This is a genomic window from Qipengyuania sp. (assembly GCF_042095715.1).
In the GTDB taxonomy this organism is placed as follows: domain Bacteria; phylum Pseudomonadota; class Alphaproteobacteria; order Sphingomonadales; family Sphingomonadaceae; genus Qipengyuania.
This window is the reverse complement of the sequence record NZ_JBELMO010000034.1, coordinates 1-20305: the sequence shown is the minus strand read 5'-3', so window position 1 is coordinate 20305 and position 20305 is coordinate 1. Positions and strand designations below refer to the sequence as shown.

General features: G+C 62.3%; 21 protein-coding genes, 1 tRNA gene and 1 pseudogene. 8 read left to right on the top strand and 15 right to left on the bottom strand.

What is annotated here, in order from left to right:
- Window positions 1-8: 8 nt before the first annotated feature.
- From fabD to dnaN, 3 genes are all read left to right on the top strand, one after another.
- Window positions 9-947, top strand: coding sequence for an ACP S-malonyltransferase (gene fabD / locus ACFDTG_RS09515; RefSeq protein WP_375290793.1), 939 nt, complete (start codon window positions 9-11; stop codon window positions 945-947).
- Window positions 947-1699 carry a 3-oxoacyl-[acyl-carrier-protein] reductase gene (gene fabG / locus ACFDTG_RS09510; RefSeq protein WP_375290792.1) on the top strand — a complete coding sequence of 251 codons (753 nt, stop codon included), beginning with the start codon at window positions 947-949 and terminating at the stop codon, window positions 1697-1699. Before fabD ends, fabG begins: the two co-directional genes overlap by 1 nt.
- A 170-nt stretch (window positions 1700-1869) precedes the next feature.
- A complete protein-coding gene (gene dnaN, locus ACFDTG_RS09505) occupies window positions 1870-2997 on the top strand; it encodes a DNA polymerase III subunit beta (RefSeq protein ID WP_375290790.1) in 1128 nt (375 codons plus the stop codon).
- Window positions 2998-3756: 759 nt separating this feature from the next.
- Here the strand turns inward: dnaN and ACFDTG_RS09500 are convergent.
- Window positions 3757-4224: a hypothetical protein gene (locus tag ACFDTG_RS09500; protein WP_375290789.1), complete on the bottom strand. Its 468-nt coding sequence runs from the start codon at window positions 4222-4224 to the stop codon at window positions 3757-3759.
- Between the two features lie 286 nt (window positions 4225-4510).
- Between ACFDTG_RS09500 and ACFDTG_RS09495 the strand changes: the two genes are divergently transcribed.
- On the top strand, window positions 4511-5149 hold the full coding sequence (locus ACFDTG_RS09495) for a PEPxxWA-CTERM sorting domain-containing protein (protein WP_375290788.1): 639 nt from the start codon (window positions 4511-4513) through the stop codon (window positions 5147-5149).
- A gap of 207 nt (window positions 5150-5356) precedes the next feature.
- Here the strand turns inward: ACFDTG_RS09495 and ACFDTG_RS09490 are convergent, their stop codons facing one another.
- Window positions 5357-5719, bottom strand: a complete 363-nt coding sequence (locus ACFDTG_RS09490) for a hypothetical protein (RefSeq protein ID WP_375290787.1) — start codon at window positions 5717-5719, stop codon at window positions 5357-5359.
- A gap of 252 nt (window positions 5720-5971) precedes the next feature.
- Here ACFDTG_RS09490 and ACFDTG_RS09485 point away from each other — a divergent pair.
- Window positions 5972-6046, top strand: a tRNA-Gln gene (locus ACFDTG_RS09485).
- Window positions 6047-6121: 75 nt separating this feature from the next.
- On the opposite strand, the pseudogene ACFDTG_RS09480 reads toward ACFDTG_RS09485, so the two are convergent.
- The 9 genes and pseudogenes from ACFDTG_RS09480 to ACFDTG_RS09440 form a co-directional block, all read right to left on the bottom strand.
- Window positions 6122-6546, bottom strand: a pseudogene (locus ACFDTG_RS09480) (SDR family NAD(P)-dependent oxidoreductase).
- A gap of 29 nt (window positions 6547-6575) precedes the next feature.
- A complete protein-coding gene (locus ACFDTG_RS09475) occupies window positions 6576-7757 on the bottom strand; it encodes a GDSL-type esterase/lipase family protein (RefSeq protein ID WP_375290786.1) in 1182 nt (393 codons plus the stop codon).
- A gap of 49 nt (window positions 7758-7806) precedes the next feature.
- Complete coding sequence (locus ACFDTG_RS09470) at window positions 7807-8055, bottom strand: hypothetical protein (protein WP_375290785.1); 249 nt, start codon at window positions 8053-8055, stop codon at window positions 7807-7809.
- Between the two features lie 239 nt (window positions 8056-8294).
- On the bottom strand, window positions 8295-9671 hold the full coding sequence (locus ACFDTG_RS09465) for a PQQ-dependent sugar dehydrogenase (protein WP_375290784.1): 1377 nt from the start codon (window positions 9669-9671) through the stop codon (window positions 8295-8297).
- Window positions 9668-10105: a DUF2231 domain-containing protein gene (locus tag ACFDTG_RS09460; RefSeq protein ID WP_375290783.1), complete on the bottom strand. Its 438-nt coding sequence runs from the start codon at window positions 10103-10105 to the stop codon at window positions 9668-9670. Before ACFDTG_RS09460 ends, ACFDTG_RS09465 begins: the two co-directional genes overlap by 4 nt.
- A gap of 33 nt (window positions 10106-10138) precedes the next feature.
- A complete protein-coding gene (locus ACFDTG_RS09455) occupies window positions 10139-10441 on the bottom strand; it encodes a hypothetical protein (protein WP_375290782.1) in 303 nt (100 codons plus the stop codon).
- A complete protein-coding gene (locus ACFDTG_RS09450) occupies window positions 10434-12971 on the bottom strand; it encodes a cbb3-type cytochrome c oxidase subunit I (protein ID WP_375290781.1) in 2538 nt (845 codons plus the stop codon). Before ACFDTG_RS09450 ends, ACFDTG_RS09455 begins: the two co-directional genes overlap by 8 nt.
- Window positions 12968-14014, bottom strand: coding sequence for a c-type cytochrome (locus ACFDTG_RS09445; RefSeq protein ID WP_375290780.1), 1047 nt, complete (start codon window positions 14012-14014; stop codon window positions 12968-12970). Before ACFDTG_RS09445 ends, ACFDTG_RS09450 begins: the two co-directional genes overlap by 4 nt.
- Complete coding sequence (locus tag ACFDTG_RS09440; RefSeq protein WP_375290779.1) at window positions 14007-14372, bottom strand: c-type cytochrome; 366 nt, start codon at window positions 14370-14372, stop codon at window positions 14007-14009. Before ACFDTG_RS09440 ends, ACFDTG_RS09445 begins: the two co-directional genes overlap by 8 nt.
- Before the next feature lie 81 nt (window positions 14373-14453).
- Between ACFDTG_RS09440 and ACFDTG_RS09435 the strand changes: the two genes are divergently transcribed.
- Entirely contained in the window at window positions 14454-15149 is a 696-nt protein-coding gene (locus ACFDTG_RS09435) for a c-type cytochrome (RefSeq protein ID WP_375290778.1), read from the top strand.
- Here the strand turns inward: ACFDTG_RS09435 and ACFDTG_RS09430 are convergent.
- The 3 genes from ACFDTG_RS09430 to ACFDTG_RS09420 form a co-directional block, all read right to left on the bottom strand.
- Window positions 15073-15723, bottom strand: coding sequence for a cytochrome b (locus tag ACFDTG_RS09430; RefSeq protein WP_375290777.1), 651 nt, complete (start codon window positions 15721-15723; stop codon window positions 15073-15075). The genes ACFDTG_RS09435 and ACFDTG_RS09430 overlap by 77 nt on opposite strands.
- Window positions 15720-16442 (bottom strand): cytochrome c oxidase assembly protein, encoded by a 723-nt coding sequence (locus ACFDTG_RS09425; RefSeq protein WP_375290776.1) that lies wholly within the window; start codon window positions 16440-16442, stop codon window positions 15720-15722. Before ACFDTG_RS09425 ends, ACFDTG_RS09430 begins: the two co-directional genes overlap by 4 nt.
- A 384-nt stretch (window positions 16443-16826) precedes the next feature.
- Window positions 16827-17222, bottom strand: coding sequence for a metallopeptidase family protein (locus ACFDTG_RS09420; RefSeq protein ID WP_375290775.1), 396 nt, complete (start codon window positions 17220-17222; stop codon window positions 16827-16829).
- A gap of 220 nt (window positions 17223-17442) precedes the next feature.
- Between ACFDTG_RS09420 and ACFDTG_RS09415 the strand changes: the two genes are divergently transcribed.
- Window positions 17443-18987, top strand: coding sequence for a phospholipase D-like domain-containing protein (locus tag ACFDTG_RS09415; RefSeq protein ID WP_375290774.1), 1545 nt, complete (start codon window positions 17443-17445; stop codon window positions 18985-18987).
- On the top strand, window positions 18984-19592 hold the full coding sequence (gene folE / locus ACFDTG_RS09410; protein ID WP_375290773.1) for a GTP cyclohydrolase I FolE: 609 nt from the start codon (window positions 18984-18986) through the stop codon (window positions 19590-19592). The genes ACFDTG_RS09415 and folE overlap by 4 nt, the downstream gene beginning before the upstream one ends.
- A 116-nt stretch (window positions 19593-19708) precedes the next feature.
- On the opposite strand, the gene ACFDTG_RS09405 is transcribed toward folE, so the two are convergent.
- Window positions 19709-20188 carry a peroxiredoxin gene (locus ACFDTG_RS09405; RefSeq protein WP_375290805.1) on the bottom strand — a complete coding sequence of 160 codons (480 nt, stop codon included), beginning with the start codon at window positions 20186-20188 and terminating at the stop codon, window positions 19709-19711.
- Between the last annotated feature and the right edge of the window lie 117 nt (window positions 20189-20305).

The window sequence follows — 20305 nt, the reverse complement described above, 5'->3', positions numbered from 1 at the left end:
AGAGATGTATGATTGCCTTCGTCTTCCCCGGGCAGGGGAGCCAGAAACTCGGTATGGGGGCCGACCTTGCACAAGCCAGCGAACACGCGCGGCACGTCTTTGAAGAGGTTGACGAGGCGCTGAAGCAGAAGCTTTCCGCCGTGATGCGCGACGGCCCCGAATCGGAATTGACGCTGACGTCCAACGCGCAGCCCGCCATCATGGCCAATTCCATCGCCACGCTGCGTGTCCTGGAGAAGGACTTCGGCCTCTCGCTGGAGAACGCGGCGGGCGCCGTCGCCGGGCACTCGCTGGGCGAATACAGCGCATTGTGCGCCGCAGACTCCTTTGGCCTTACCGCGACGGCCAAGCTGCTGAGATTGCGCGGCATCGCCATGCAGGATGCCGTGCCTATCGGGGTGGGCGCGATGGCGGCCTTGCTGGGCGCCGATATCGACAAGGCGACTGTGCTTGCTGAAGCGGCGGCAGAGGGCCAGGTTTGCGAGATTGCCAACGACAACGATCCGACGCAGGTCGTAATTTCCGGGCATCGCGAGGCGATCGACCGTGCCATCGCAATGGCGAAGGACCACGGGATCAAGCGCGGCATCAAACTGCCTGTTTCCGCTCCGTTTCACTGCTCGCTGATGCAGCCCGCGGCGCTGCGCATGAAGATGGCGCTGGGCGACAATCCACCCAAAGAATTTACCGTACCTCTCTATGCCAATGTCACCGCTGGCAAGGTCACCGATCCGGCCGAGGAGCAGGAACTGCTCGTCGAACAGGTCACCGGCCGTGTGCGGTGGCGCGAGAGCGTGCTCGCCATGGTCGATGACGGTGTGGAGCATTTCGTGGAGGTGGGTGGCAAGGTGCTGGCCCCGATGATCGGCCGCATCGCGCCCGATGCGAAGACCACCAGCCTGGTGACCATGGAAGACCTCGAAGCCTTCGCGAAGGAGAACGCGTGATGTTCGATCTCACCGGAATGACCGCACTCGTCACCGGGGCGAGCGGCGGGATCGGTTCCTCCATTGCCCGCGCGCTGGCGGGGCAGGGCGCGCGGCTGGCCCTGTCCGGCTCCAACGGCGCCAAGCTGCGCGCCTTCCGTGAACAGCTCAACCAGGAGATCGGGGGCGATCATGTCGAGATCACCTGCGACCTGTCCAACACCACGCAGGTGGAGGAGCTGGTTCCCGCGGCGATCGATACGCTGGGCAAGCTGGACATCCTGGTCAACAACGCCGGCATCACGCGCGACAATCTCGCCATGCGGATGAAGGACGAGGAGTGGGACGAGGTCATCCGCATAAACCTCGAGGCTGCCTTCCGCCTGATGCGCGCCGCCGCGCGGCCCATGATGAAGGCACGCTTTGGCCGCATCGTGTCCGTCACCAGCGTGGTCGGCGCCACCGGCAACCCCGGCCAGATGAACTATGCCGCTGCGAAGGCCGGCCTCACGGGCATGACCAAGAGCCTGGCGCAGGAGCTGGCGAGCCGCGGCATCACCGCCAATTGCGTCGCCCCCGGTTTCATCCGCACCGCCATGACCGACGTCCTGCCCGATGCGCAGAAGGACGCGCTCAACGCCCGAATCCCCGCCGGCCGGATGGGTGAGGGCGAGGAGATCGGCGCCGCCGTTGCCTTTCTGGCGAGCAAGGAAGCCGCCTATGTCACCGGGCAGACGCTGCATGTGAATGGCGGCATGGCGATGCTGTCCTGACCGGATCGATGCGGAGCCTTTTGCAAAGGGGATTATCCCCAAGCAATTGAGCCTCCTGCGCCGCAAGCCTTGCAGGGGATGGCAGCATGGCTAAGGTTCCCTGACGAAATTCCGGCGCTGGGTGGGCGATTCCGGCCAAACCCGCGCCTTTGGAGGGCAAGAGACCACCCATGAAGGCCACTATCGAACGCGCGACGCTGCTGCGCTGCCTCTCCCACGTCCAGTCCGTGGTGGAGCGCCGCAACACCATCCCCATCCTGTCCAACGTGCTGATCGAAGCCGGATCGGATGGAGATCTCAAGGTGATGGCGACCGACCTCGACCTGCAGGTGGTGGAGCACATGAGTGCAGCCGGGGTCGATACGCCCGGCGCGGTAACCGTTTCGGCGCACCTGCTGTTCGATATCGCCCGCAAGCTGCCCGAAGGCAGTCAGGTCAGCCTGGAGGTCAGCGACAACCGCATGACCATCAAGGCCGGGCGCAGCCGGTTCCAGCTGCCCACCCTGCCGCGTGACGACTTCCCCGTCATCGTCGAAGGCGATCTGCCGACCAGCTTCGAACTGCCTGCCAAGACCCTGGCCGAGCTGATCGCGCGTACCCGCTTCGCGATCTCGACCGAGGAAACCCGCTACTATCTCAACGGCATCTTCTTCCACGTTTCGGACGAGGATCAGCCGGTGCTGAAGGCCGCCGCCACCGATGGGCACCGGCTTGCCCGCTTCACCCTGCCGCGCCCCGCCGGGGCCGAGGGGATGCCCGACGTGATTGTGCCCCGGAAGGCCATCGGCGAACTGGCCAAGCTGCTGGAGGAAGCGGGCGACGGCAATGTGCGCATCGATTTGTCCGCCAGCAAGATTCGCTTCACCCTGGGGGGCGAGGGCGGGGTGGTCCTCACCAGCAAGCTGATCGACGGCACCTTCCCCGATTACTCCCGCGTGATTCCCACCGGTAACGACAAGCTGCTGAAGCTCGATCCCAGAAGCTTTTATGCCGGCGTGGACCGTGTCGCCACCATCGCCACGGAGAAGACCCGCGCGGTGAAGATGGGCCTCGACAAGGACCGTGTGACCCTCACCGTTACCAGCCCGGACAATGGCACCGCGAGCGAGGAAATCGCCAGCGAATACGGCGCGGACCCGCTGGAGATCGGCTTCAACGCCGGTTACCTCAAGGACATCCTCGGCCAGATCGACAGCGACATCGTGGAGATGCACCTGGCCGACGCGGGCGCGCCGACGCTGATCCGGAAGGATGAGAACAGCCCGGCGCTCTACGTACTGATGCCGATGCGGGTCTAGGCATCCGCGAATCAGTCGCAGTTCGCGCGGAAGTTCTCACTAAGTTCAGGCCAAAACGCACCGCGCTGTTGGACTTTCGCCGTCGGATCCTACTGCGATCGTCCGCCCAAGGCTGAGGACGGGTCGGCACAAGCCATGCCGGGAGGTTGGCCACCAGCGACCCTCGCCGTTACTTTGGCGGGAGCGGATGACGGCGATCCGGTGGGACTGTGAATGGTGGGGCGGGCCTGGCTCGAAATTGCGGGGCCGGAGCGGGTATCGATTATCCAGATCGGCACACCCGGATCAAACTCTGATGCAGCACAAGGGCGGTCATGGCGGGGAGGGTTGCCTTGCGCGAGCCCCTGCCATGTCTTCCCGCGCGGGTGATCGCTACCGCGCCAGCATCCACGTCCATTGCGCCGCGGTTACGGATGGGTTTGCGCGAAAAACTCTCCGCCCATTTCGCTCCGGCCACGCTTTCAAAGCGGAGGCAACGCCAGCTTCGTGTACCCTCCGCTGAATATGTTCCCGCCGTTGAGGCCCGGCGAGAGCGGGAAAGATATAACCTATATGATGCATTTTGTCAATGCGAAACGAGAAGGGTCTCCGACCAACCCATCCTGGGGTTTGTCGCGGTCTGGCATTCACTTTAACCGCTGCGGTACATTGGACTTGCCCGGTGGGGATTGCCGAGAGGAGGACTTACGCTGAATGAAGGCTAACCCTGTTGTCTCGAACGCAGCCGACGCCGATGACTGAAGTGGTGTCAAGCTGCCGTCAGGCTTCCCCGTTGCACTGTGTGCTTTCATTCTGCTGAGATTGGGGATTGAAGATGATCTCGATCAAATCGCAACCACCGTCGGAGATCATCGGCAGATCACGGTAATTGTCGAACCAGCGCGACTGGTCAGCCTGTCCAAACAGCTCTCTAGTCGCACCTTCTTGGTCTTCTATCTTTGCCTTCTCGGCGTCAGTGCATGGCCGTGACTCAAAGTCCTCAAGCATGACTTCGCAGCCGTAGTCGCTTTCGCGAGCCTTCGCCGGCTGGGGAATGACATTAACTGCCATCACCCACCCATCAGGTGGCAAAGCATAGTTGCGCGAGTATTCTCCGAGCGCCCTTGCGCCAGCGGGTAACTCAACTGCCGTTTCGACAGCCCGCATGACCAACTCGTGTTCCGAGGCCTCCTCCTGCGAACATACTGCTCCACTAATCAGTGCAATAAAGTAGAATAGAGCTCTCATTGAGGGCACAATTACGCGAATAGCCGATGGCAGCAATCGGGCCGTTAGTGGACTGCCGCATCTTGGGCGGCTTCCCTGCGTAACTGCCGGTCGGCTGACGGGCTCATTGCCTCGTCGCTCGGAAGTGCGAGATTGGGATGAGAAACGCGTCACAATCAACGGTCATCGCCGATCCATTTTGGGACGAGCCCACGATTTGGGAAGAGATTGATTGTTTCTTCGAATTACAGAATTATGAACCCATTCGAGAGCCCGGCATCACGCTACGCGGCTCGGGGGGAAATTCATGAAAACTTCAATATCTCTCGCTGTTGCTGCGGCAGCGTACCTCTCTGCTCCCGCGATGGCCTCGCCCGTCCTCGTAGACCCAGGTGCAAGCTCGGCGCTCACCACCATCGACTTCAACAACCCCGGTGTCTCACCTGGAAGCAGGATCACCGATCAATACGCTGCGCAAGGCGTCACCCTTTCCGGCGGCGCGATCTATGCGAGCCAAGCATACAGGGACTCACTCGGGAGCCTCCATGCGGACAATTTCACCGGACCAAACAATGGCATCGCGTACTATGACTTCGTCTTCAACGGAGTCGTCACCTTTGCCGGGCTGAAATATGAGTCGAACATCTCGGAGACCACGACCTTTCAGGCTCTGCTGAACGGAGTTGTCGTGGACTCTTTCACTTATTTCAATCCCGATTGCTGCCGCACCCCGGAGTTTGTCGGCCTAACCGGTGTGTCTTTCGATACGTTTCGTATCCGGGATGTCGGGAGAAGAGATTTCTACATCGACGATTTCCGTTTCGGAGCCTTGGCAAATGGAGCCGTGCCGGAGCCGACCGCTTGGGCGCTTATGATCCTCGGCTTTGGTGCTGTGGGCGGGGCGATGCGGTCGCGGCGGTCCTTCTCCAAGGTCACGTTCGCTTAAGACTGCAAGTATCCGGTCGGCGCGGGGATCCTGTCGGCCGGGTTAGGCGAACGCGGCGGCCGTACCGTCAGCCTCGGTTGCGCCGACTTGGCGAACCTTTGAAAAGCAATACCCCAAAAGATACCCCCAGGGACGGCGGCTGTCCGGGACCCGAGTGATCACATCGAAGGTCAGAAATTGGGGTGGAAGGGGACGGCAAGCAGACAGCTAAAAAACGATCCATCCATCAGCAAGGTCATCAGTGAATTGGATGAGCCCATTTTCGCCAAGGTCCGTCGCTGTGAAGCTTAGCTCCTGCCCGTCATCAAATATCAAGTTGAGCGCACTCTCTTCGACCTGAACCCCTTCGATTTTGCGCTGAATAAGTCGAGGCAGCATCGAAGGGGGGTCGCGGAACACATCGCCCAGCTTATGTCGCGCACCATCTAGGTCTTTGTGCTCAAAATCCTTCATCGCGTGAATTTCGCCACCACCCCACCAGATAAAATGAATTCCCGACGTTTCGAAGGCGATACGTGCGACCTCCTTGCCCACGAGGAAAGCAATTTCGCTATAAGGTGGGAGCGCCATGCCACGGTGTGGCTCGCTTCTCGAATGTCCGCAATGGGGTCGCAAGCAGTCGTTCGCAGGTCTGTCCGAGAATCTTGTTCGCAATCCGCACCATTACCTGCCTCCGATCTGGTGGGCGGAGGGCAACGGCCAGCCTCTACCGCGCAAAGATATGGCCGACGACCCGCTCAATCCCTCCCTCGACCCCTGCTGATCATCGTTCGCACACCCCTTCACAAGCCAGCGCAAGCCGCTATAGGAGCGGGCCGCTGCTGGGGCGTAGCCAAGCGGTAAGGCACCGGTTTTTGGTACCGGCATGCGCAGGTTCGAATCCTGCCGCCCCAGCCACAGCGTTCCCGATCCTCCCCCGCACCTCCGAATGGCTCCCCCCCCCCCCCGGCAAGGCGCAGGGTTGCTTTGCGCCTAGGGCGTGACCTTCTTCCCCTCGAAATCCGACGGAGAGTGGCGCTCACGCAGTTGCTCGTCCTCTTCGCCCCAGCCCATGTCGACCATCGCCGGGGCATAGGAGCGAGACAGCCGCACCGCGCTCATCACATTGACCTTCCAGTGGCGATCCCACGTCTCGTCGTCGGTATCGAAGAAATCGACCGGCTCGAAAATCCCAGCATTGTTGACGAGGATGTCGACCGGGCCGGGGTGGCGGCGTGGATCGCCTTGCACCCTTGCGCCGTGCCGACATCGCCGGCCACGGTCTGCGCGCCCGCCGCTATTTGCCCGGCAGCCTCGGCGGTGCGGCCTTCATCGCGCCCGTTGACGAACACGCGCGCGCCGCAATCGGCCAGCGCTTTGGCGGCTGCAAAGCCGATCCCGGCGGTGGAACCGGTCACGAGGGCCGAACGGCCCGAAAGGTCGAGTTTCAATGTCTGTCTCCTGACTGGATGAGTGTCACCAACGCATCGGCGATCGCGCGGTTGCTCTGCGCGCCGGGATGGAGCCGGTCGCCGCTGTCGTAGGCCGCCAGAAGCCGCACCGGATCGGCCGGATCGGCGAGCAGGCGATCGAGATCGAACAGGGTAGCCGATCCGTGATGGGCGCGCAGCCAGTCGTTGAACGCGCGGCGCAGCGCGTCCTTTTCGGTTGTCCAGTAATTGCCCTCCATCGGTGTGCCGGGCAGCGCATCGCCGAAGGGGGCGATGGTGGAGAGGATCATCCGGGTGCCGTGAAGCTCCGCCTGCGCGGTCAAATTGCGCACCCCGTTCTGTAGTGCGGCGAGGGTCACCATAGGCTCGTCGGGCCGGAAGGGCGTGCCGGGCCAGGCGATGTCGTTGGTTCCGATCAGGACCACCACCGTGTCCACCCGCGGCAGCGCGAAGACTTCGCTCGCGATGCGTTCCAGCACCGGCTGCCCCATGCCGGGCGAGAGCAGGCGATTGCCCGAGATCCCCGCGTTTACCACCGCGATGTTCTGGGGGACAAGATCCTGCGCCAGATAGTCGGGCCAGCGGGCCATCGCATCCACCGGCGCGCCGTTGCCGTCGGTAATCGAGTCGCCCAGCGCCACCACGTCCCCGCGCGCCTCGGCATCGCCATAGACGGCCGACAGGGCGAGCCGGGCGGTCATCGAGCCCTCGGCCCCATTGGCGGTGACGAAGCGGCTGGTCTCGCGCGCGTCCCAGTGGAAGTCGCCGCCGTGTTCTCCGGCAAAGCGAATCCGCACGGCGATCCGGCGGCAGCCATCGATGGCGACGGGGTCGCTGAGCGCGGTCGTGCCGGCCGGCGCGCTTGTCCGTGCCAATTGCGAGAAGGTGAGCGGTGCGTTGCTGTTCCCCGCGCCTTGATCGAGACAGCGCACCGTTCCGTTCGCCAGCTCGAGCGGGCCTTCCCCGTAGCGGTTCGAGAACTCGATCCGGACATGGTCGCGCGGCAGCGCGAGCGTGAGCGGCTGGTCGACCGTCGTTCCCTCGATCTGCGCAGGCAGCCCCGTTTTGAAGAAGGAACTCTCGTCGTCCCACACGCGCTGCGGGCTGGCCGTCCAGAGCGGAACCCATTGATCGCCACTGGGGTGAGTAGCCTGGGCGTGAGCCGCCTGGGGGATCATCAGCCCTCGAGGGCGAGAGGAAGTGTTGCGGTGAGCGGCCTGCGCGATGTCATGGTGTGGTCTCCGGTTCGATGGTGAGGAAAGCGATCCCCGCGGCAAGCCCCGGCGGGACTGCGGCGACGAAGAAGAGGGCGGGCAGGCCCCATCCGGCGCTCAGCACGAGGCCGCCGATCCATGCACCGATGGCGTTGCCCAGATTGAAGGCAGAGATGTTGAAGGTGGAGGCCAGCGCCTCGTCCGCGCCGCGCGCCTGCCGGATCGTCCATGCCTGGATCGGCTCTTTTCGGCAGCGATACAACACCTCGACACAGTATCGAAGAAAACGGCCGCCGGTATCGCTTGTGCCGGGGCGGTCCGAAGGGAGCGCGACGCTTCTCTTGATCGGGGAGCACTGGTTTGGCGTCCCTGTTTCGCAGGAAATTTTTAGGCCATTTCACAATTGTCCCGCCCCAGAAAAGGCGAATTACCGTATTGCAGCAAGTAAAGGCAGGAAAATTCGCGGATTTTCGCGACTTATGAAGCAGCGGCCAAGCCTGGTCAGCCTATCGGGGTGCGGGTAGCTGGTCTCGGGCCGGATCCCGGGACCGGCGTCACTCTCGTGGTGGGAGCGCGGCGGGCTGCATTACGCGGAGCGATGCGCCAGACCGTGTTCGAGACATCGTCCGCGACGAAGAGGACGCCGCGGGTCGGATCGTAGGTTACCCCCACGGGGCGCCCGCGCGCATTGCCATCCTTCAGGAAGCCCGTGACGAGGTCGATCGGCTTGCCGCTGGGGCGACCACCGCTGAACGGTACGAACACGACCTTGTAGCCGGAAGGATCGGTGCGGTTCCAGCTGCCGTGCATGCCGACGAAGGCCCCTTCGGCAAATGGCCCGCCGAGACCGCCGTCGGTCGCGAAATCGATTCCCAGCGAGGCGACATGCGAACCGAGCGCGTAATCCGGAACGATCGCGGCCTTCACCGCGTCTGGCCGCGCGGGCTTGATACGCGTATCGACGTTCTGACCGTAATAGCTGTAGGGCCAGCCGTAGAAGGCGCCTTCGCGAACCGAGGTCAGGTAATCCGGCACGAGTTGCGGACCCAGCTCGTCACGCTCGTTGACTACCGCCCAGAGCCGCTGGCTCCAGGGGTCGATTGCGAGCGCGGTCGGGTTGCGAAGCCCGGAGGCGAAGATTCGGCTCGCGCCGCTCGCGCGATCGATCTCCCATATTACCGCCCGGTCTTCCTCGACGTCCATCCCCCGTTCGCCGACATTGCTGTTCGAGCCGATTCCGACATAGAGCTTCGATCCGTCGGGACCGGCGGTCATCGCCTTGGTCCAGTGATGGTTGATCTTCGATGGGAGCTTGGTGACCTCCGTTCCGGCACCTGCGATACTGGTCGAACCCTCCGTGTAGGGAAAGCTCACGAGATTTCCCTGATTTGCGACGTAAAGCGTGTTGTCGACAAAGGCGAGGCCGTAGGGCGCGTCGAGCCCGTCGATGAAGGTCGTCTGCAGATCGGTCTGGCCGTCGCCGTCGATATCGCGCAGCAGTGTGATTCGGTCGCCGCCCTCGACCTCGCTTTTGCCGCGGCTTTTGATCAGGCCTGCGATGATATCCTTGGGCCGCAGCTTGGGTGCCTTCCCGCCCGAACCCTCGGCCACCAGAAGATCGCCGTTCGGCAATACCAGCATCTGGCGCGGAATTTTCAGGTCCTGGGCAATGGGGGTCACCGTGTAGCCCTCGGGTACGGTGGGAAGATCGCCCTCCCAACCCTCGGGCGTGGGTATTTCCATCGCGGGGATCAACGCGTCGCGTTGCTCGGGAAGGTCAGGCCGCGCACCGGTCTGGTCGAGATCGGGATCGCTGCTTTTCTGGCAAGCGGCGAGCGCGACGGTGAGCGGCAGGGCAAGGAGTAGGAGCCGGTTCACGCGCGCTTCTCCACCGAATATGCACCGCGATGAGCAATGGAGGCCGCGACGAAAGCGAGGATGGTGCACAGCACAGATAGGACGAGGCCGAAGGTTTCAACCGAATGCCAGCCGTCACGCGCGTGCTGGAAGGCGTTGATCACGCCCAAGATGAACATCGCGGCGACCACGCCGAGATAAAGCGTGCCCCGGTCGCGCGCATGGCCTGCCCGGCCCACGAACAGGCCGATTACCGCCCAGGCGAGCACCAGTCCGGCGAAGAAATCCGCCCCGGCGATCAGCCAGGAGGAGAAATTGCTCCACTGGATTTCGGCGGTGTTAAGATAGGCGATGTCGCTGAGCAGCGCCGAGGGATAGAGCGCCACCGGAAAGGCCAGCAGGATAGCGTGCATCGGGTTAACGGAGGAACGGGAATGCGTGACGGTTCGGTCCATGCGGCTCTCCTGTACCGATCGGGTCCTTTGTCCCTAACCCACGAGGGCAGGGAAGGTGCCGAAGACGACGGCCGCTGCCGCCAAACCGATCATACCCGCGGCCAAAGACGAACGCGGATGCGGCAGTCCAAAGCCCCACCACGCCAGTACAGCCAACGCGCCGATGCCCGCGACCACCGTTATGATGCGGGCGGCGGGCTGCCCCGGGAAAACCAGAACCGCGCCGTAGCTTACGGTAAAATGCGCGGCCCATACGAGAAACGCGAGCAACAGCGTGCGGTAGATCGCAGGCCGGTCGATCGCCTCGTCAGCGTGATCTGAGGCAGGCTCAGCCACCGGGAAACACTCTCGGCAGAACGGTGAAGATCAAGCCCTGCAGCGCAGAGAACATGATGAACCGCGCGACCACGTCCATTGTGACGTTGGTCGGCGTAGTCAAGATCCCACGCGCCTCGCGGAAGGCCAGGTAGATAGCCATGATCACTGCAACGATCACGACCTGGCCTTGGAGGACCGCCAGCATGAAGACCGCCGCCCCCATACCGCTGGCGGTGGGCAGGAGCCCGGTCGCTAGCCAGCCGGTCACGTCGAGGTACAAGGCGCCGACCAGCAGGGCTGCGGCCGTTGCCTCGAGCATCCAGGGGAGGTCCTCGGCCATCCGTCCTTCCTTGGTGGCAAGCAAGCGACGCCCGCCCCAGGCGGACACAAGCGCGAGCACTTCGACGCCGACGATCAACGCGGTCTCGGTAAGCGGCGGCGGCGCGCTCCAGACCTCGGGATTGATGCCGTAGAGGTAGAGATAAGCGAAGACGGCCATGAAGCCGATCATGCCGATCACCACCATCAGCGTGTTGAGCGCCCACCAGCCGTGGCTCTTTGGCCCGGTGATCGCGATGGGCACGGTAATACCGCCGCCGATCTCCGCGTCCTCCTGCCTGATCGGTCGGTCGGACTCCCACAGCCATCGCAGCGTACTGACGACGGCGACGATCCCGCAGAATATTGCGAAGGCATAGCCCTGCACGGTCAGCGAGAGGAAGAACAGCGCGGTGAACACCGCCGCCGAGAGCGGCCATGGGGATGGGCCGGGCATGAGCTGGATATATTGCGGTTCGGCCATGACGGTCGAGGTGATCAAAGTCTCCCGCTGGCCGGTCGCCGAATTGGGCAGGAAATAGCGACCCTCTTCGACCTCCCTTGAAATCTCGGGCCGGTCCCACAGCGGATCGCGCGAGGTCACCAGCGGGATCGAGCGGGTCGAATACAGCCCGGTCGGCAGCCATTCGAGCGTGCCACCGCCGTAGATATTGCCTGCATCGTCATCGACGGTGAAACGAAACCGCCGCGCAAGGTCGAACAGGAAGAGCGCGATACCCGCCGCCATGACGAAGGCCCCCACGGTCGACACCAGATTGAGCACGTCGAGATCACGACCCGGCAGATAGGTATAGACCCGGCGCGGCATTCCCATCAGCCCGGTTAGATGCATCGGGAAGAAGGTGATGTGGAGGCCGGCGAACATCAGCCAGAACACCCACTTGCCCACCCGCTCCGACAAAGCCTTGCTGCTGGTCATGCCATGCCAGTGGTAGAATGCGGCGAACACCGGGAAGACCATCCCGCCCATCAGCACGTAATGTAGATGGGCGACGATGAAATAGGTGTCGTGCGCCTGCCAGTCGAACGGCACCATGCCGACCATCACTCCGGTCAGCCCGCCCATGGTGAAGATCACCACGCTGCCGACGACGAACAGGGCAGGCGTGGTCCATCTGATCCTGCCGCTGGCGAGCGTGGCGATCCAGCAGAACACCTGGATGCCCGCGGGCAGGCTCACCGCCATGCTCGCCGCGGAAAAGTAGCCCGCGGAAACGCGCGGCATGTCCGTGGTGAACATGTGGTGCGCCCAGACGCCGAAGCTGATGAACCCGGTCGCCACCAGTGCCAGCACGTTCAGGCGGTATCCCACCAGCGGCACTTTTGCGACCGCGGCCACCATCATGCTCATGAGGCCGGCGGCTGGAATGAAGATGATGTAGACTTCCGGATGACCGAAGAACCAGAACAGGTGTTGCCACAGCATGGGGTCGCCCCCGCGCAGCGCGTCGAAGAAAGGCCAGTTGAATGCTCGCTCTATCTCCAGCAGCATGGTGCACAGGATCACGCTTGGGAAGGCGACCACGATCATCACCGCGAAGACCAGCATGGCCCAGGCGAACATCGGCATCCGGTCGAGCGTCATTCCCGGCGCGCGGGTGCGCAGCACGCCGACGATGATCTCGATTGCCCCGGCGATGGCGGAAATCTCTATGAAGCCGATGCCGAGCAACCAGAAATCGGTGTTGATCCCCGGGCTGAATGCGATGCTGGTGAGGGGTGGATACATGAACCACCCTCCATCGGGCGCGAGGCCGACGAACAGCGAGAGGAAGAACATCGTCCCGCCGATGAAATAGGCCCAGAAGGCAAATGCGGAGAGGCGCGGAAACGGCAGGTCGCGCGCCGCCAGCATCTGCGGCAGCAGCATGATCCCTATCGCTTCAACCATGGGCACGGCGAAGAGGAACATCATCACCGTGCCGTGCATGGTGAAGAACTGGTTGTAGGTGTTAACGCCCAGGAAGTCCTGCATCGGTGCGGCGAGCTGCACGCGCATCCCCAGCGCCAGAATGCCCGCCGCGAGGAAGAAGCCGAAGGCGGTGACGACGTACCAGAAACCGACGTAATTGTTGTTGACCGCGGTCAGTCGCGCCCAGCCCTTGGGCGCGGCCCAGATCTTTTCGAGCTCTTCGACCTCGCTGTCGGGCCTTCTCTCGGTCGGGAAGCGATCGTAGAGCGCGGGATCGAACCCGGTTTCGGACCTCACTTCTGTTGCCCGAGCCAGATCGCGATCGCTTCCAGCTCTTCCGCAGCGAGCACGTCATAGCTCGGCATGCGGTTGCCGGGCTTGATCGACTGGCTATCGCCGATCCAGCCGATCATGGTGCCGCGATGGTTCGGCAGAATACCGGCACCCAATGTGCGGCGCGAACCGACATGTGTCAGGTCGGGTCCGGCAAGGCCGTTCGCCTCGGTCCCGGCGACCCGGTGGCAGGCCGCGCAGCCGCTTTTCATGAATAGCGTGCGGCCCGAAGCGACACCGGTTGTCCTCTCCATTGCTTTTTGTTCAGAGGCGCGCAACCGCTGCTCTTCGTCTTGCTCCGTAGAGCCGGAGAACGGCGTCTCCTGCGACGTTTTACCGAGCCGGACGGCCACTATCCCGCCGTTGCGCGCAGAGAACCATTGCCGGAAATCCTCGGCCTCGTGTGCCACAGCGACGAAGCCCATCAGCGCATGCTGCCCGCCGCAATATTCGGCGCACACTCCGCCGAACTCGCCCGCGCGATCCGCTTCGATGCGAAGCAGCGTGCGGCGACCGGGTATCATATCCTTTTTGCCCGAAAGATGCGGCACCCAGAAGCTGTGGATCACATCGGCGCTTTCGAGTTCGAGCACGACCGGCTGACCAACCGGGATGTGGATTTCGTTGGCGTCCTCCATCACGACCTCGCCCGAGGGGTCGAGGTACTGGACGCGGAACCACCACATCTCGCCCGTCACCCGGATACGCATTTCGTCGCCGCGGATCGGTTCGGTCAGGCTGGCAGTCAGCGTCAGCCCCCAGACCAGCAGCGCGGTCAGTACGAAGCCCGGAAAGGCCACCCCGCCGATCCAGATCGCGCGCTCTCCACCCAAACGGGCTTTCCAGCGCTCGGGTCCTCTGATCGCCACCCACAGCGCAGCAACCACGATCGCGGTAACGATCAGACCGAGCGCGAACAGCGACCACGAAAGGGTGGTGACCTTGGCCGAATAGGGTCCAGCCGGGTCGAGGACCGGCGGCGGCCACCCCCACAATGCGTCAGTCATGGTCGATCCCGTAAAGATAAGCTGCAATGTCCTCTGCTTCCTGTTGGCTTACAGGCATGGGGGGCATGGCGGAACCGGGCTTCACCTCAGGGGCATTGCGGATGAAGGCGGCCAGAATATCGGGGCGGTTGGGCAATGCGCCGGCAATCAGCCCGACATCGTCGAAGCCTCTCAGCGAGGGGCCCAGCCGGCCAGCGGGCCAGTCGAGCCCCGGAATTTCGTGGCAGGAACCGCAGCCTGCGCGCTGGATAGCCGCGAACCCGCGCGCCTTGGCATCGGAGGACGGTTCGCGCCGGGTCTCCACAGGATTCTTGCAGGCGGACAGGCTGGCGCAACCAATAGTGGCGACGATTGCCATGGTTCGACGCCAGCTTTCAGCCCTGGTTCGTGCCTGGGGGCCGGGAACCGGACGATCCCGCCTTCCGTTCCCGGGGGAACGATGTACTTCCGCCCCGTTCCGCTGATCCTCGCCGCCACCGCTGCATTGCCTGCTTGCACTCCTGCGCCCGTAGACAGTCGCTTCGGCCATACCGGACAGCTTATCGCGCTTTCTGGAGGCGATGCCGGCCCCCAGGCGGCGTGCCACACTTGCCACGGCCTGGATGGCGGCGGGGATGGCGCGCTGGTCCCGCGTATCGCGGCGATGGACGCGGGCTATCTCGTTGGTCAGCTCGGCCACTATGCCGATGGCCGGCGTCGACATCCCCAGATGACTTGGCTGGCCGGGAGGCTGAACAGCGCTGAACGGCTGGCGGTCTCCGAATACTATGCCTCGATGCCAATGCCCCGGACCGAGCGGATCCTCGCAACGGATCGGCAGTGCACGTCCGGCAACGCGGCCGTGATCTATCACGAGGGACTGCCCGAACGCGGGCTCGCCTCCTGCGCTTCGTGTCATGGCGGGATGGGACAAGGCGAAGGGACGGGAAATCCGTCGCTCGTAGGACAAAGCGCAGACTATCACGCGGAGCAGCTCCACCGCTGGCGCAAAGGCGAGCGATACGGCGATGCGATGAACGTCATGCACGATGCCGCGTCGAGATTGCACGAGGAGGAAATCATCCCGCTCGCGGAGTATATTGCGTATGGTCCGGGGCAGTCTCGTCGTCGCGAATCTCCGGAAGAATGCCCCTGACGACATCGTCGCGGTCCCAGAAATGATGTTTCATCGCCGCGCCGACATGGACGGGCACGAGCAGCGCGAGGCCGAAGACCCCCAGAACATGGAGGCTCTCAGCCCAGTCAAGCACCTGGAACTGCCAGGCGGGCGAGAGCGTGTGAAACGGCATCGGCGGCACCGCGAACAATCCCCCCACGCTCAGCGGCTCGACTGGCTGGATCGCCGACCACATCGCCCAACCGCTCAAGGGCAAAAGCGCGAACAGGGCATAGAAGAAATAGACCGTCAGATGCGCCGCCGTGCTCTGCCAGCCGGGCGCGTCCGCATCGTTGATCGGATCGGGCACGAACAGCCGCCAGCCGAAGCGCAGCAGTGCCAGCAGAAGGATCGACAGGCCGAGTTCGCTATGCAGTTCGTAGGTAGCCAACTTGCTTCCCCCGACAGGGTAGCGCGACATGAGCCAGCCCGAACCGAGCTGGAACAGCACCAGCACTGCCATGATCCAGTGGAACCACACGCCGACCGGCGAATACTTGCCGTTTTCGGTGTAGCTCACCGCCCAGCGACGTACGAGGCGATGCAGCTTCATGCGGTAACGGCCCGTGCTCCCAGCGACCTGTAGAGTATCACAAGCGCGGCGAACAGATAGACCAGGCTAGCAGGCGCCCACATCACGATGCCCGCGATCTGCTGATCTTCAAGCGGCGACAGGTTCCAGCTCTGCGTCGTTAGCCAATGCGGCGCGTATATTGCGCGGTGGGCGAAGGTCAGCAAAGCTCCCAGCGCGCCCATAGCCACCATGGTCGCCAGCAGGGCGATGGCGGCGCCCGGTGCCGGTGTCCGCACGACTTTAACCCACCATAGTGCGGCGGATGCAGTAATACTGGTCTGCATTAGCCAGAAAACAGCATCGCTACTCATTACGGCCTCGTAGAGCGGCGGCGCATGCCATAACCAGAAGGTCAGCGCGTGAATGGCCGTCCAAATCCCAAGCGATCCCTTGATCGACACACGCTCGAGCTTGACTGCCGCGACAACTAGGGGGGATAAAAGGGCTGCGAGGATGACATCGTGCACGATCCGCACGGTGAACAATGCCGAACCAAGGGCACAGAACGGGCTGACGTAAAGGAACACGAAAACCGCAAGGGCGCCCAACGCTGGCCGGACCCTCAAACGGTTGTGAAACATGTAGATGGCGGCGAGCAATGCCGCGATGACGAGGATCATCTCCGGAGCGATATTCCACCGGGACCACCACTCGGCAGGGATTGGCGCTTCACCGCAATAGGGGATCCAGATCGACAAGATGTGACTTCTATTCCACACTTTGTGCAAAGATATAACCGCCCGCATCCGTTTCCACCAGTTAAACCCATGCGGATTATGAAACTCTGCACGCGTCGTTCTGAGTTTCGATATTTCGTGTTTCTATGGGAAACGCTCGGCACAGGAGCGTCAGCGGTTTATGCTTTGACGGTCAATGGATGAGCGCTTTCAGGCATTTACCATTGTCGCTGGGAACAGGCGAAATTGGGGCGCATAGCGGACATCTTTGATACAAGCGCAGAAATGTCCCAATGATTACAGTGCACATCTTCATCGCGTCTGGTTCGCTATTCCCTGACGGTCCGATGTTCCTGGTCCACTGCGATGCGGGCTGGTCGTACAATCGCAGGTTCGTCGCGGGGTCTAATTCCCCGGCGCCTGATGTTCCAGTCGGTGCATGTCTTCGTCGCTGAAGCCGAAATGATGGCCGGCTTCATGAATTACGACATGGCGAACGATGGCCTCCAGCGAAACGCGGGTCTCGCGCATTTCTGCCAGCAGGGGTTGGCGAAACAGCCAGATCCGGGGGGGAAGGGTGCCGTTATCCCAGATCGATTGGTCGGGGACCGGATGACCTTCATAAAGGCCGCTCAGGTGCCAGCGGTTGTTCAGCCCCACGGATGCGAGCTGCTCGTCCGTGGCGAAATCCACGACTCGCAACACGACATCGGACAAGTCTGCCTTGAACATCTCGGGCAGGGTGTCCAGAACGCCCTTGGCGAGACCTTCCATCACCGTGATACTCGGATCGGTTGTCATGCCACGAATGTGGGCGTTGACTGACCTTGCTGCAAGCCAACCCTGATCCGCGATCCATGGTGCAGGTTTGCCGTTCGGGTATTGCGCAGTCCACATGTGTGTTTCACTGCAGGCGCGGCAAACGAGGCGCCGGGGCCAGGACCTTAAAAAAGAGCTCGGGACATCGACGACCGCTTGCCGGTAAGGCCAATAACTTCGACGCTTTGAGGGATTAGAAAACTTGGCGGATTCCGACGGACCGAACAGCCGCGCATCGCAACTCGGTGATGGCGTGGACGAGGCGGTCTGGCGATACGCGCTCGCTGAACGGGCGAGCGTTCTCATCGATGCGGAGGATTATTTCGAATGCATGCAGGACGCCATGCTCAAGGCGGAGCAGCGCATCCTTCTGATCGGCTGGGACTTCGATACCCGGATCCACCTCAGCCACGGCCGGAGGTGGTGGCAGCGACCTTTCCGCAGCAATCACCCCTCTCGACTCGGCAGTTTCGTTACCTGGCTCGTGCGTCATCAGCCAGACCTCGACCTGCGTATCTTGGAATGGCGGGTGAGCGTGCTGAATTATTTGACGCGCGGGATCATGATGTGGGATTTGCTGCGCTGGTTGCGTCACAGGCGGGTCCACTTCAAGCTCGACCATGCGCACCCGATCGGCTGCTCCCATCACCAGAAACTGGCGATCCTGGACGGCCGATTGGCCGTCTGCGGTGGTATCGACATGACCGAGAAGCGATGGGACACACGCGATCATCTTGAAGATGATCCCCGTCGCAAGACGGCAGGCGGCGGTGCCTACGGCCCCTGGCATGATGCAACCATGATGATGGAAGGCGACATTGCGGGCGCCCTAGCCGACCTCGCTCACGACCGGTGGTATCGGGCGGGTGGAGAAAAACTGCGCACCCTCGAACCGGTGTCCGACAGCCGGTGGCCCGACAGGCTGAGCGTGCAGTTTGAAAATGTCGAGGTGGGCATCGCGCGGACCCGTGCCTGTCATCGCGAGTGGCGCGAGGTCAGTGAGATCAAGGCACTGTTCCTGCGCCATATTCGCGGTGCAAAACGGTTCATCTATGCTGAGAGCCAGTATTTCGCCTCTCGCGCGGTCGCAGAGGCCATAGCAGAGCGGCTAGAAGAGGATGATCCGCCTGAAATTGTCATCGTGCATCCGGCGCATGCGGACGGATGGCTCGAACAGCAGGCAATGGATCACGCCAGGGCCGAATTGTTTCGCGCGATCAAAGCCGTTGACCGGCATGACCGTTTCAGTCTCTGGACTCCATTCGCCGGCGATACGCCAATATACGTCCATGCGAAATTGATGATAATCGACGACGAGATCCTGCGGATCGGTTCGGCCAATCTCAACAACAGGTCGCTGGGGCTCGATAGCGAATGCGATGTATTCATCGATTCAGCGCGTGAGGGGAACGCTCACGCTGTGGATGGGATAGCGCATTTGCGGTATTCTTTGCTGGCTGAACATCTTGGAATTGAGGAGGACGGGATTCCCGGTCTTTTGCGGGAAGCTGGCTCCATGCGGGCAGCGATCGAAAGCTTTGGGCGCCAGAACACGCGCCATCTTCGGCCCTACGAGCTGCCCGCGATGACCGGAGCCGCAAGGGCCATAGCCGATCTCGAAGTTCTGGATCCCGAAACGCCAGGCGAAATGTTCGAGACCTTTGCGAGGCGAGGACTGTTCCGTAAAGGGGGCAGACTGGCCCGTCTGCGGGATCGGGCAAAGAGAATTAGGAAGAAAATACGATGAGCAGCCTGGTTGGTCCCGATGAAGATAATCCGACCGGAAAACCTCCCGTCCCGGATGAGGTGCAGGCGGCTATCAAAACCCTGATCCAGTGGGCAGGCGACGATCCCGAACGCGAAGGATTACTGGACACGCCCGCGCGTGTGGCTCGTGCCTGGAAAGAGTATTGCCTCGGATACCGGGAAGACCCAGCGGTCCATCTCAGCCGCGTCTTCGAGGAAGTGGGGGGCTACGACGAGATCGTCCTGTTGAGGGATATCCCCTTCCAATCCCATTGCGAACATCACATGGCGCCGATTATCGGCAAGGCCCACATCGCCTATCTTCCCACCGATTTCGTGGTGGGAATTTCAAAGCTCGCGCGGGTGCTTCATGGATTTGCGCGGCGTCTTCAGATCCAGGAGCGACTGACCGCCCAGGTTGCCCAGTGCATATGGGACCATTTGCAGCCCCAGGGAGTCGCGGTCGTGATAGAAGCCACCCACGCCTGCATGACCGCCAGAGGCGTGCGTACGCCCGGTGTGACAATGACAACCAGCCGAATGATGGGGGTCTTCCGCGATGATCACCGGAGCCGGGAAGAAGTTCTGAAACTGATGGGCTTCTAAATGGCACTGCGCGAAATCGCGCGGGTCATAGATCGCGCCGACACGACAAGGGCGGCACGTATCTCTTGAATTAAGAGGACGTGCCGCCGTTGCGTGTGGCGATCAACTGGGCTTGATCAGAGCTGCCCCAGCATATGTTCGGCGCTCGATACCGAGAAATCTCCCGGTTGTTCGACGTTCAACTCCTTCACCACACCGTCCTCGACGATCATCGAAAAACGCTGGCCTCGCTTGCCAAGACCGAAACCGCCCATGTCGGCTGTCAGGCCTACCGCTTCGGCAAAGTCACCGTTTCCGTCGGCAAGCATGGTGATGGCATCTGCGTTACCCGCCGATTTCCAGGCCGCCATCACGAAGGGATCGTTGACGGCCGTAGCCACGATTTCATCGACGCCCTTGGCCTTCAGATCTTCAGCCTTCTCGACGTACCCGGGAAGGTGACGGGCAGAGCAGGTCGGGGTGAAGGCTCCGGGCACGGAAAACAGAGCCACCTTCTTCCCCTTGAAGTAGTCGCTCGTCTGGACCTTCTCGGGCCCCTGTTCGCCGGCCTTGATCACCGTCACGTCTGGAAGTTTATCACCCACCGAAATCGCCATAAATTGTCTCCGTATTGTCGAGATCCCCGACTTAATGCTCGCCATGTGATCCGCAAGCGTTCCGGCGCCGGTAAATTTCGGTTCGGCATGGAAGATGGGGTGCCGCACAGCAGCGGC

Excerpts from the sequence above, each read along its gene's own strand:
- fabD (WP_375290793.1), top strand. The coding sequence starts at position 9 with ATGATTGCCTTCGTCTTCCCCGGGCAGGGGAGCCAGAAACTCGGTATG.
- fabG (WP_375290792.1), top strand. The coding sequence starts at position 947 with ATGTTCGATCTCACCGGAATGACCGCACTCGTCACCGGGGCGAGCGGC.
- dnaN (WP_375290790.1), top strand. The coding sequence starts at position 1,870 with ATGAAGGCCACTATCGAACGCGCGACGCTGCTGCGCTGCCTCTCCCAC.
- ACFDTG_RS09500 (WP_375290789.1), bottom strand. The coding sequence starts at position 4,224 with ATGAGAGCTCTATTCTACTTTATTGCACTGATTAGTGGAGCAGTATGT.
- ACFDTG_RS09495 (WP_375290788.1), top strand. The coding sequence starts at position 4,511 with ATGAAAACTTCAATATCTCTCGCTGTTGCTGCGGCAGCGTACCTCTCT.
- ACFDTG_RS09490 (WP_375290787.1), bottom strand. The coding sequence starts at position 5,719 with ATGGCGCTCCCACCTTATAGCGAAATTGCTTTCCTCGTGGGCAAGGAG.
- ACFDTG_RS09475 (WP_375290786.1), bottom strand. The coding sequence starts at position 7,757 with ATGATCCCCCAGGCGGCTCACGCCCAGGCTACTCACCCCAGTGGCGAT.
- ACFDTG_RS09460 (WP_375290783.1), bottom strand. The coding sequence starts at position 10,105 with ATGGACCGAACCGTCACGCATTCCCGTTCCTCCGTTAACCCGATGCAC.
- ACFDTG_RS09445 (WP_375290780.1), bottom strand. The coding sequence starts at position 14,014 with ATGACTGACGCATTGTGGGGGTGGCCGCCGCCGGTCCTCGACCCGGCT.
- ACFDTG_RS09440 (WP_375290779.1), bottom strand. The coding sequence starts at position 14,372 with ATGGCAATCGTCGCCACTATTGGTTGCGCCAGCCTGTCCGCCTGCAAG.
- ACFDTG_RS09435 (WP_375290778.1), top strand. The coding sequence starts at position 14,454 with ATGTACTTCCGCCCCGTTCCGCTGATCCTCGCCGCCACCGCTGCATTG.
- ACFDTG_RS09430 (WP_375290777.1), bottom strand. The coding sequence starts at position 15,723 with ATGAAGCTGCATCGCCTCGTACGTCGCTGGGCGGTGAGCTACACCGAA.
- ACFDTG_RS09420 (WP_375290775.1), bottom strand. The coding sequence starts at position 17,222 with ATGACAACCGATCCGAGTATCACGGTGATGGAAGGTCTCGCCAAGGGC.
- folE (WP_375290773.1), top strand. The coding sequence starts at position 18,984 with ATGAGCAGCCTGGTTGGTCCCGATGAAGATAATCCGACCGGAAAACCT.
- ACFDTG_RS09405 (WP_375290805.1), bottom strand. The coding sequence starts at position 20,188 with ATGGCGATTTCGGTGGGTGATAAACTTCCAGACGTGACGGTGATCAAG.